Raw genomic sequence first — 11,809 nt, forward strand, 5'->3', positions numbered from 1 at the left:
GGGCAATATTGCTACTTTTACAATGACTTTACCATCAAAGCCTTATTGCTCAACCTCTATACCATGAGCGATCGCTGCCTTTATCTCTCTTAGTATTTATGTACTATACTTAGATGCGTTTACCCTGCTCGCCTCCCTGACTCCTGACCCAGCAATCAATCAGCCAACAAGCATAGCTTTTTATCTATGACAGCAATTTAATATTTTTTTAATATTAATGCTAATAAATGAACAAAATTGACATGTAACGCTGTAGGTTATTGTTAGCTGCATTTTAATTGGCAATAAATAAAACTTACAATTAGTGTAAGTTTTTATAATCAAATTTTCGAGATATCTTTTACCTAAGCCTTCTCTGCTAAGGATTTGTGTTTAGCAAATATCTACGTAAGAAAGCGCTATGTTGTGCTGCTTTACAAAGAATTAAAGGTTATTTATGTGATGTTTTATTAGTATAAAACATGGAATAAATTCAAAGTAGTTGGTAATTTTTGCCAACCCAATTTCTGCTATTTTTATAACCAAAACCCCAGTATGGCACTGACTAACACTATCAATTTTAGAAACGTGCGGGGCGATTTATTCGGTGGTGTAACTGCTGCGATCGTTTCCCTGCCGTTAGCCTTAGCATTCGGTGTTGCCTCCGGTGCTGGGCCTGTAGCTGGTCTTTATGGTGCGGTTTGTGTAGGTTTTTTTGCAGCCTTATTTGGCGGCACGCCAACCCTAATTTCTGAGCCAACTGGGCCAATGACTGTAGTTATGACTGCTATTGTCAGTTCCATGACCGCAGCTAACCAAGAAAGTGGCTTGGCAATGGCATTTACGGTAGTTATGCTAGCGGGAATATTCCAGATTTTCTTCGGGATATTTAAGTTGGGTAAATACATTACCCTCATGCCTTACAGTGTGATTTCTGGCTTCATGTCTGGGATTGGGGTAATTCTAATTATTTTGCAGATTGCTCCTTTTGTTGGCCAGCCAAATCCGAAAGGTGGCGTACTGGGGATAGTGCAGAACCTACCTCAGTTATTAAGTAATATTAATCCTGCGGAAGCAGCTTTAGGCTTGCTGACACTGGCAATTATTTTCTTCATGCCAACCAAGCTGAAGCGCTTTGCTCCCCCGCAATTGGTGGCATTAATTATCGGAACCATAGTTTCTTTGACTATCTTCGGCAGTGTGGATATTAAACGAATTGGTGAAATTCCCGTTGGACTGCCCACATTGCAAATGCCGACTTTTACTCCAAGCCAAATCACAATCATGATTGTTGATGGGGCAATGTTGGGGATGTTGGGTTGTATTGATACTCTTTTAACGGCGGTAATTGCAGACAGTTTAACTCGCACCGAACACAAATCTGATAAAGAATTGATTGGTCAAGGTATTGGTAATTTAGTATCTGGTTTGTGTGGTGGGCTACCTGGTGCTGGTGCCACGATGGGAACTGTAGTGAATATCCAAACTGGTGCGAGTACAGCTTTATCTGGTTTAACTCGTGCAATCATTTTATTAGTTGTAGTTTTGTGGGCTGCGAGTGTCACGCAACCGATTCCAATGGCGGTGTTAGCTGGTATTGCTCTCAAAGTGGGGATTGACATTCTTGATTGGAGCTTTTTGAAACGCTCTCATAAGGTGTCGCTCAAAGGCTCAATCATCATGTATGGTGTATTGTTCTTGACTGTATTTGTAGATTTGATTGTTGCTGTCGGCGTGGGAGTTTTTATTGCCAACATCTTAACTATTGATCGCCTTTCGGAATTACAAGCTCAGGAAGTAAAGACCATTAGCGATACTGATGATGCAATTATCTTGAATGACGAAGAGAAAAAATTGCTCGATTTAGCTAATGGACGTGTCTTGCTATTTTACTTGAGCGGGCCGATGATTTTTGGCGTATCGAAGGCGATCGCACGCGAACATTCAGCAATGGCTGACTCTGATGTGTTGATTGTCGATTTGAGCGATGTTCCAATGTTGGGCGTGACTGCTTCTTTAGCAATCGAAAATGCGATCAAAGATGCCAGCGAACAAGGTCGGCAAGTGTTGATTGTTGGTGCAACCGGCAAAGTCCAACGACGTTTAGAAAAGTTTGATATTTTGAGGTTCGTTCCGCAGCATCACATGTTTAGCGAGCGTGTAGAGGCACTTAAACACGCAGTTACTTTAGTTAATCCTCATGCAACTGCTAATACTTTTGGGGTTAATACTGTCACTGACACCTATTAGTAATCCGTAATACTTCGACTTCGCTCAGTATTCGACTTCGCTCAGTACAAGTTCGTAATTCGTAATTAATAATTACAGCAGCTTTCATCTTGGTAAAGTATACAACCTAAGTTAGTAATTAACCATAAAGCCTGCTGAATTCTGCTGTAAATTACGAATTACTTTGCTCGTTTGAAGAATGCATTAGGAGCACAAAGAAAAACATGATTTTTACCGAACTAATTGTTAATTCATTTACTTGTTTAAATTTACCTCTACTAGCAACAACTAACGAAGCCGAATATGCTCCCATTGTCTTGACTGGAGTATTGCTAAGTTTAGTAGTCATTTATCTGGCTAGTAAAATTGGTGGTAAATTATCTAGAATGATAGACTTGCCTCCTGTTTTAGGAGAATTAGTCGGTGGGGTAATTGTTGGTGCTTCTGCTCTCCATTTAGTAGTATTTCCTGACAGTGGAATAGCTGCTAGTGACTCCACTATCATGACTATCTTACAATTTATTAACAATCTCACTCCTGATGCAGTCACCTCAATCTTTCAAACTCAGAGTGAAGTTGTTTCCGTTCTCGCCGAACTATAGGAGTCCTATTTGATTTTTGAACAAGACTAAGAGAGAATACTGAAAATACAAAAGTCTAATAGGAAACCAGCTTTTTGGCAAAAGCACCGTACATTTCAAGAGTAGTAAAATCAAAGGTAGTGTTGCGGATAAACCACTTCTTCCATCCACTTTAAATGAGAAAAGGTTGGAATCAATGCACAAAAACGTTAAACCCATGTTTTAGCTTGTAACCATATATCTTCTATGGGGTTTTGTTCTGGGCAATGAGGAGCAAAGCGAAGGCAATGTATTTTCCATTGGTCAGGTTGCAAACCTTGATTAACTTCATCCAAAAAACCTTGAATTTCCTTAGAGTGATGGTAACTAGCACCATCCCAAAAAATCAGCAATCTTTGCTTTGGAGACTGGGCGATCAAATAATGAAGATAATCAATCGTATTTTGGGAATTACCTGTATCGTAGGCTTTGAGCAGTAATTCTCGTTCGATATAATCAATTGCTCCATAGTATGTCTGTTTATCTCGCTGATTTACGACTGGAACCGTTATTTCTTGATCGGTTTTTCCCCAGACATAGCCGATGGCATCTCCCCACATCAAATGACATTCATCAATTAAAAAGACTTTCAACTGTCCTGTTTCTATTTCTTCACGGTGGTTTGCCAAGAGTGTTTCAATCTCTTTTTTTTTGCGGCTACAGCATTCTCATCGGCTTTGGGATTTAACGCAGTTGTTTTCTTCCAACTAATTCCTGCTTTTTCAAACAGGTCATAGTAACTTTGTTTGGACTCATAAACCACGTCGTAATCAAAAGCTAACTTATATTCGAGTTCGCCCAGCTCCCAACAATCTTTTTGTTGTAACCAACTCAAAACTTCTTGAAGCTGTTCCTTATTCAGGTAACTCTTTCTACCTTTGTAGTTTTGCCGTAATCCGTCAATTCCATTCTGCTCATAAGCTTGCTTCCAACCTGTTATTGAACCTCTTGACACCTCTAGAATTATTTGGATTTCATCATATAAGTAGCCTTGATAAACCAGCTTGACTGCCAACGCTTTTCTCACCTCTGGCGCATCTGGATGCACAGCGATAAAATCTTGTAGTTCCGCGATCGCATGAAGTCCTATTCCCTCTGCTGACTATCGTCTGGATACTCCCTGTCCGAGTGTCGCAGTTTGTAAATGCTGGTTTATCATTGTTTCTTGTTAGACTTATACGCTCTCCGTATTTTCTCGTAGTTTTGTTCAAAAATCAAATAGGACTCCTATATAATCGCTTTGTGTAAAGCGACAATGCGATTACATTTCCTCCGTTGTTAGAGTAATTATTCTAATCGGCTGCGCTAGTGCTGAATTGAAAATCATATTGATTCAGCAACCCTACTATGGATATGTCTTCATCTACGGCTATGACTCTTGCCCAACATTTACAACGTAAGTTAATGTTGAGAGAGGAAATTTGTTTTTATCTAGATTTAGCTTAAGATTTCGGATTTTTGGATAGTTGGAGAGTCAAGAATAATCTTCTGATCTTGACATTCTACGAAAAAACACAAAAGTCGTTGGTTTTTAAGTCAGTAGAAACTTTTGAATACTTAAAGGCACAAGTTAAATTCTTTGCTGAAGTTACTACTTTTTAGTGGAAAATAGGGATTATTTGGAATTCAATAGAAGTCAGGAGGATGATCCTTCTGACCTTTGACCTCTGACTTACTAGCTCAAAAAGATAAGCGATATTTTTCTTTTAATTCTCCTCTAGATCTTCATTTGTATCTTGGTTTTCCACATTAGGAAACTCCTCAAGGTTCTCACTTGTATCTTTTAGTGTCATGTAATTCTCGCAAAATCTGTGCCATTCCTCACCGTACTGACTATCTAAAAATAAATCAATAATACGTACAAGCTCAGAATAATCATATCTATTGAGGTGCATATTCGTCCTTGCAAAAATTTAGCCGCTTTGCAGAGAAGCGTTATTAAATAAATTGACTTTAAAATAGTTTTATTGTGTATAGTGATCACCCTAAGAGGGACATTTACTATTCATCAAGAAAATTTTGTATAAAAACACACAGCATAGAAATCAAATTTGATCTGTAACTGCCTAGCTGGGATTGTCAGGATGATTCCATTGCAGAAATAATTGATGCAATTTATTACACAAACGCTGCGCGAGGAGTTGGTGAAATCTTTGCGGAGCAAAGCAATAATGACTAATAAAGATTTTGCCGCAGCCCAAGCCGTTGAGTTGTACATTGGTAGCTATCGGTTTGATGCTATTAGGATTGTTGAGACAAAAGAATATCGGATGTCTCAGAATCACATACTTGAGCCAATCGGTATAAATAAAAACTGGTTGACCAGGTTACAGTTTAGCTTGCCTCGCGTCTACCAAAGCCTGATAGAGCAAGGGCTAAATCACGTTACACTTCATGCGGAATATACGGTTAAAAATACAGTAACGCGTGCCGTAACGTGGTCGTTGAAAGATGTCAGAATAATTTGGCGTTATTTTGACAAGCAGGGAAACTCTGAAGCTCAAAAGCTGATTGATGCATTGTCTGAAGACTCACTCATCAGCAGGTTTGAGCAAGTTTGGGGAGAGTCGCGGACAGTCGAACAGCGACGGGCAGATGATTGCCGTATTCTCGATACACCGCGCCCTTGGACGAAGATGTTTGAGACAGAGTTTGAGTCGCACTTGGCAAGGATTACCAAGCTGCATAAGAAGAGTATCAGAAACGGGCTGTACTATTGGGAGTTTATCTATGGTTGGATGACACCAGAGGAGAAAGCCAAGCTCGATGTCGTTAACCCAGCACTTCCAAACGGACGCAGGAAACACAAAATACATCAGATGCTCTCGGAAGAAACCAAACAAAGACTATCCCCACACGTCACATCAGTGCTAATTCTGATGAAGTCGGCTAACTCTGTGGATGAACTACGGCGGCTAGTTGGGCGGCAGTATGGAGTAGATCAGCCAAATTTGTTTGATGGTTGGCAGATAGAATAGTTAACTGAGCTATGCGGTAAGCCTATATAGGTTTACCGCATATAAAAGTGATCGCACAACTTGACTGAAGTAGACAATTTTTAACTAATACCCGCGATTAAATTCCCGTCAGGAAGTCAGGGTCAATTCTTGCCGCTTGGTGGAATTGACCATTTTCATTAAATGCTGATTGAGATAACTTTGGGCTGAGATATACAAGCTTTCCCAAATTTCTTGATTGCGGCAGATTCTTGTTCCCACCGTATTCCCTGCTATTTTCTCCGATACCAAGTATTTACGGTAATAGTTAACCCACAAATGTTGCAAAAAATCTTCTGCAAACTCGTCAAAAGGAATAATCCAGTTATAATTCTCGTCCAAGAACACCCGATAGGACGCAATTATCGGTAATGCAAGGTCAGTTGGCGCGCCGAACCCAAACGAGTACTTGCTGTCGAGAAGCAGAGTATTTTTGCGTGTATCGATTGAGGCTAGGTCGTTAACACCCTTTCTTCTGGGGTTGCTGATATGTTCTTCGACGATTTCGTACAGTCTTTGCTCAATCCATAGAGCTTTGGGAAGTAAAGGAAGTAAAAGAGTTAGTCTTTCTCTCTCCGTGTCTGTGATGTGACTTGGAGTATTCGTACCCGTAGGGTGCTTGGTTCTTTTATTGGCGTCAGGATTGTATCTATTTCTATCAAGGCAGTTAATTAATTTGAACAAGTGGTTAACATTACACTGAGCATTTCTAGGAGCGCCGCTTTGGTTTTGGTAATAGGCGACTCGGAATTTTCTGTCTTCTGCTCGTTCTAAGGAAGCTAAATAGTGCTTGATGAATTCATAATCACCTCTGGCGTTAACTTTAGAGCGAGAATCCACAGGGGCAGTAGTATTTGAGGACAGCGCGATATCTTTAGCTGATTCTTCAGAAAGTCCAATATGAATGGTAACTTTAACTCTGGCAAGGCTCAGGTCATATTTGTAATTTTTAGCTTGCTCAAATGCTAAAACCGTATGACCGCCATTGATGATGCCATCACTGCCACCCTCGCAGGCTTCTAAAATCTCTAATTCCAGTGAGGTTTTATTTTTGTTGGGTTTAACTTTGTTGGTACACAGCACAATTCCACTATGTCGCTCGAAGAATTTTTCGGGTTGAGTCGTCAAAGAATCAAAGATTTGTTTGTATGTTGCACTTTTGCGATTTGGTTCGCGGATGTTGGGTTCTAAGGGTAGGTCTGTTGGGAACGTGTCTACATGAGCAGTGGCGATAATGCAGTGTGGATTTGCATCAAAACAACTGTCTACTTTTAGACTCCAAGTTTTTGGCATAGTTTGTGGGAGTGATGAAGCTCAATTTGACTATATTAACGCTGTTGGCGTGAGAGTTTGGAGAAACAAGAGTCAGAGCTAGACCAATAATGCCTTTCGCATTCCGCAAGAGTTATGTCTGCAAACGATATGCAAATTAAATGTTCAACAGCTTGATGCTTTAATGGATAGATCGTGCTAGTCTCAATAAGCGATCGCGCCAGTATTTGTGTAATTCTCAATAATTTATTATTAATAATAATTAGGATAGTTTAAAAATACGATCACTAACAACACAGCACCCAAGTGATTAGAGTATTAAGGTATAAAATACAACAAAATGCTTGTTTAGTTAAATAGTTTGAGAATGTGGGCAAAAGGAGAGAATTAAAGCTTTTGTAGATAATCGGAAACCTGTTAGAGTTTGTAAGTTCTATTTACAATAAGTTAAACTAACGTTAGTTTTGTCCGATCTATGTGAAACTAACGTTAGTTTAACTATATTAGTACCCAAAGACTAAATTTAATTCAAAACTACTTGGTACAAATCTCTAGTTAAGCTCAAAAACTTTTCTCTTTCCTTTTCTTAAGTGAACCCAGCCTCCTATTAGATAGTTAGCTGGAGCTGATGAATTTAGAAGTTTTAAAAGGGATGCCTATGAAAAAGAAAGCTGCTCGACACCAAATCCGATTAATCATTGCCAGTAATGCAGGCGGCTCAGGTAAAACTACAATGGCAACACATTTAGCGTATGCTGTTGGCGCAAAAGGTTATAAAGTAACTTTGATAGAACTTGACCAAAATGGCTCACTATGTATATTTGCAAGGCTGACGCCTGCCTCAATGGAGCAATCTCTAGCGGCTGTACTAAAAAAAACATTTAAAGGGGATTACCCTTTGGTTCAACTTTGGTCTGAACACATTTCTACTGTGACAGCTATCCAAGGTGGTAAATACTTAGAAGACAGCATCGGTGAAGTATACAACTATAATCGTCGTCATTACACCTTAAAAGATAGATTGGAAGACTTTCCCTTGAAAAGCGACTTGATTATCTTTGATACTCCTGCTTCTTTAGAACCAATGGGGCTGATGGCGCTTGCTGCAAGCACACACGTACTTGTCCCTATAAAACCGGAATACAAAGATACAGGAGCTTTTGCTGGATTTTTGGATTGGTTTTATACCAAAATAGATGATTTGAGACTCCAACCAAAACCTGAAATTTTAGGATTTGTTCCTACAAGAGTGGATTTATATGATGTTGGAGCGCACCGAGATATTTTAGGGCTAGATAAAAAAGGAAAGCCGAGAACTGACATTGACACTACTAAAACCTTACCGTTCCTAATACAAAATATGGGAATCCAATGTTTCCCTTGCATACGAGAATCAAACTATTACCTGAAAGCGAGTGGTGCAGGACTGCCTTTACACCTGTATCGTCCTGGGTATGATGCTAGTGAAGACTTTACTCCAATTGTAAACAGATTGATCAAGTTGATGACAGAGGAGTTTTGATGGTAAATAAGAAACCTGTGGAGATTACTCAGTTATTCGGGCAGGCAGGACAATCTCAGCAAATATCCCAACTTAAAAGTCAGGTAGAGAATCTTCAAGAGGAAATCAAACAACTACGAGCGAATGCACTTAGTCTAGAAGAAAAAAATGCATTAGAGCTAGAAATTGAAAAACTTACAGATGAACTCGCGGTTCACGGAGGAATACATGATATTGCAATTAATCTTATTGATCCTGACCCGACCCAACCTAGACAAACTTTTCCACAGGTAGTGATTCAAGAACGAGCGGAAAGTTTACGTCGGCAGGGACAGAAAAATCCAATTGTGATCATTCCACAACAGGATGGACGGTACAAAATATTTGATGGAGAACTTCGATGGAGAGCAGCACCATTAGCTGATAAGAAAACTCTTAAAGCTGTGTTTTTAGCTAAAGAGGATGCACAGGACGAGACATTGGTGTTTGAAGGACAGTTAGTAACCAGTATTCATTCACAAAAGCTCCACGACCTTGACCTAGCTAGTGCCTTAATTCGATTAATTATTCATAAATACCCTGAGTTAAAATTTCAAGAAAACGAGATTCCGAAGTTTCTAAATGCATTTATTAATCGATTAATACGTAGTAAAAATCTTCAAGAGCTTGCTTTAATTAAAGACGCTGATTTATTAACTCAACAGCGGTGGTTAGAAACTGCTGATTTTAAGCAACTAGAAGAAAAAAAACTTGTTTCAGTTTTACTAGGGCTACAACTAAATCCGGTATCGATTAACAACAATATCTTCCCCCTACTCAAGCTGGCAGAAGACCTTAAAGATGCAATTCGCTCTGAAGGATTAGACAGTAGTAAAGCAAGAGAGTTGAACAAACTTTCCTCTCTTGCGCTGAGAGTTGATGAAACAGAATCTAGAAATATTCGTACTCAAGCAACTCAGCAAGCTATTCAAGAAAAATTGCCTTTGAGCCAGATTAAAATACTTGTTAAAGAAATACTCTTGCAACATGAAGCTCTTGATTCTAAAGCTATACAGAATAAACGAATGGATAAAGCTATTAAAGCTATCCAGTTAATTAATACCAAAGAATTAGGACGAAAACGAATAGACGAATTACGTCAAGTTCTTCAAGAAAAGTTACAGGAAATTGAAAATCTAAGTTAGAAAAAGCCTAAGTTTATAGTTAAAAAACTATTACTTCTCTTCCTCATCCTCGTCTTCATCTTCGTCATATTCATAATCTTCATCCCCGTGTTCTTCAAGCCACTTTCGTTCTTCTTCTAAAGCCATTTCTCTCTGTATTCTTTTTCTCTCTATCATTTCCCTCTCCAGGACTTCCCTCTCTTGCTTTTGCTTTTCCAGGCGTTCCCGCTCCAGCCTTTCTCTGTGTTGGGTTTCTTTCTCGACTCTCTCCCTCTCTATTTGAATTAGCCGCTGCTCGACCCGTTTACAGTAGAAATCCAAAGCCTTGCCTGTGGCTGCTCCGGTAATCGCACCTCCAGCCAGAAAAATGAGGGCAGTTTTCCAGCCTTGAATGGGCCCACCACTCCACTCTAGGTTAGGCTCATTGAAGTACACCAGTAGGGCGAAAATCAGGATTCCAACTAGTGTATTAATGGGCGCAAAAATCCTCGGTGTCAAATCAGTCTGACGTAGTATTAGCCATTGTCCCAGGACAAGAAACCCACCAAAGAAGATGGCAGCAATCGCGCAAAGAATAACATTACCTGGGAAAGTGAATGGATCTACTTTCAAATTGATTATTAGTGGCAGACTAACCAGCGCAGAGAGCAAAAAGCCAAGGAATAAGCTAGCAGCGCTGGCAAGAGTCCAGTAGCGACCGAGATAACCCAGTTGGAATTGTAGTACCCACTCCTGTACTCCAAACATTACCAGCCAAAACGCAGCACTCGCCGTCCAATAATCAAGCATTAGCTATTGCCTTACCCTGTCCAGCTTTGGTCTTAACCCATAAGCTTAAACTAGATTCGGTGTTGAGCAATAGATGTTAACTAAAGTTAGGTAAAACAATTAACTAAAGTTAGGGGAAAGTTTGGCTCTGGGTAAGTGGTTTTTCATGGTAAGAGAGCGAATAATAGATGCAGACCCAATAGCCTTTTTCCATTCTCCTTTTCCCAACTTCTAAAAGAAGTTTAATTAAGGCATTGGATGCAACCAATAAAGATGGTATTTGAAGATATGCAAACATATTCGGATGCAGTGGCAATGCCCGCAAAATCGAGGCGAAGAATTGCGGCGGAGCGCAACACGGTGGCGCTGATGGGTGTAGCTGGAGCATTAATGATTGCAGAAATGTCGCTGCACAACATGATGATGGGGGGACTGATTATCGTGACGGCGGTAGCTGTAACATTCCAGAAAGAGTTCGCTCTTGTTCTAAGCGGAATCGACAGTAAGCAGCGAAAATACGGCGTCAACCTGTATGCGATATTGTTCTGTTTGCTGGCATTTGTATTTGTGTTAGATTTTGCGAGTGCGCCAGCCTCGGCACAGTTTTTCAACAATGCTGAAGACTGGCTAGTAACGAACTTTCCGAATGCGGCAGGGAACACACAGACTCAAGAAACAATTGAGACAGTGTTCAACATTATACGTGCATTGTTTTTGTTGTACATAGCAATATCAATAGTGAATATCATCCAGGCAGTAAGGCGGGATGAAGACTGGGCAACGCCAGCGAGAACTCCATTTATTATGGTCGTGGCAGTATTTGCTGCGGACATTTTGACGGGACTGGTTGCAGGAGGAGCTGGGTAGTACAGGGTGTAGGGTGTGGGGTGTAGGGTGTAGGGGAATGGCACGCTTGTTAAGCGCAAAAGCATTATCTATAAGGCTTTTGGGTGTGGGATGTGGGGTTGCATGGTGGTAGTGACGAAGAAGATTATGAATGTTCATGCTTTGTTTCTAATTTTCTTAATTTTTTCCTACACCCCACACCCTACCCCCTTACCCCCTACACCCCACACCCTACCTCCTACACCCTATTTAAAAAGATGTTGAACAAGAAATTTAGGGTAGTGAATCGAACGCTAGGGATTCAACCAAAAATTGGCCCGTTTTCAACAGAGCAAATATTTCCGTGGTCTTGCATAGCAATGGTCAATATATTTTTGTTCTATCACCTATTAAAGATCGGATGGCTAGGGACAGGATTTATAACGTTTTGGGGAT

9 protein-coding genes and 1 pseudogene are annotated in these 11,809 nt (G+C 40.1%); 6 read left to right on the plus strand and 4 right to left on the minus strand.

The genetic code is table 11. The features are described 5' to 3' along the window. The first annotated feature begins 534 nt into the window (after positions 1–534). Both bicA and FNW02_RS32365 read left to right on the plus strand, forming a co-directional pair. Positions 535–2,229, plus strand: a complete 1,695-nt coding sequence (gene bicA, locus FNW02_RS32360) for a bicarbonate transporter BicA (protein WP_191761538.1) — start codon at positions 535–537, stop codon at positions 2,227–2,229. 203 nt (positions 2,230–2,432) lie between these two features. Continuing rightward, positions 2,433–2,807, plus strand: a pseudogene (locus FNW02_RS32365) (cation:proton antiporter); the annotation flags it as partial. Positions 2,808–2,998: 191 nt separating this feature from the next. Here FNW02_RS32365 and FNW02_RS39720 read toward each other — a convergent pair. Beyond that, the gene (locus tag FNW02_RS39720; protein WP_263627842.1) at positions 2,999–3,457 is read right to left on the minus strand and encodes an IS630 family transposase; all 459 of its coding nucleotides are present in this window, start codon (positions 3,455–3,457) and stop codon (positions 2,999–3,001) included. Further along, entirely contained in the window at positions 3,433–3,876 is a 444-nt protein-coding gene (locus FNW02_RS40010) for a helix-turn-helix domain-containing protein (RefSeq protein WP_348535485.1), read from the minus strand. Before FNW02_RS40010 ends, FNW02_RS39720 begins: the two co-directional genes overlap by 25 nt. A 1,060-nt stretch (positions 3,877–4,936) precedes the next feature. On the opposite strand from FNW02_RS40010, the gene FNW02_RS32375 reads away from it, so the two are divergent. Continuing rightward, positions 4,937–5,806, plus strand: a complete 870-nt coding sequence (locus tag FNW02_RS32375) for a P63C domain-containing protein (protein ID WP_191761539.1) — start codon at positions 4,937–4,939, stop codon at positions 5,804–5,806. A gap of 108 nt (positions 5,807–5,914) precedes the next feature. Here the strand turns inward: FNW02_RS32375 and FNW02_RS32380 are convergent, their stop codons facing one another. Beyond that, positions 5,915–7,117, minus strand: a complete 1,203-nt coding sequence (locus tag FNW02_RS32380) for an AIPR family protein (RefSeq protein ID WP_191761540.1) — start codon at positions 7,115–7,117, stop codon at positions 5,915–5,917. Between the two features lie 637 nt (positions 7,118–7,754). On the opposite strand from FNW02_RS32380, the gene FNW02_RS32385 reads away from it, so the two are divergent. Next, entirely contained in the window at positions 7,755–8,618 is an 864-nt protein-coding gene (locus FNW02_RS32385) for a ParA family protein (RefSeq protein ID WP_225226065.1), read from the plus strand. Beyond that, positions 8,618–9,781, plus strand: coding sequence for a ParB/RepB/Spo0J family partition protein (locus tag FNW02_RS32390; protein ID WP_191761541.1), 1,164 nt, complete (start codon positions 8,618–8,620; stop codon positions 9,779–9,781). The genes FNW02_RS32385 and FNW02_RS32390 overlap by 1 nt, the downstream gene beginning before the upstream one ends. A gap of 30 nt (positions 9,782–9,811) precedes the next feature. Here FNW02_RS32390 and FNW02_RS39145 read toward each other — a convergent pair whose 3' ends face one another. Continuing rightward, the gene (locus tag FNW02_RS39145; RefSeq protein ID WP_225226066.1) at positions 9,812–10,549 is read right to left on the minus strand and encodes a hypothetical protein; all 738 of its coding nucleotides are present in this window, start codon (positions 10,547–10,549) and stop codon (positions 9,812–9,814) included. A 252-nt stretch (positions 10,550–10,801) separates the two neighbouring features. On the opposite strand from FNW02_RS39145, the gene FNW02_RS32400 reads away from it, so the two are divergent. Beyond that, a complete protein-coding gene (locus tag FNW02_RS32400) occupies positions 10,802–11,395 on the plus strand; it encodes a hypothetical protein (RefSeq protein ID WP_191761542.1) in 594 nt (197 codons plus the stop codon). Positions 11,396–11,809: the final 414 nt, after the last annotated feature.

Source organism: Komarekiella delphini-convector SJRDD-AB1 (assembly GCF_014831675.1).
Lineage (GTDB): Bacteria > Cyanobacteriota > Cyanobacteriia > Cyanobacteriales > Nostocaceae > Komarekiella.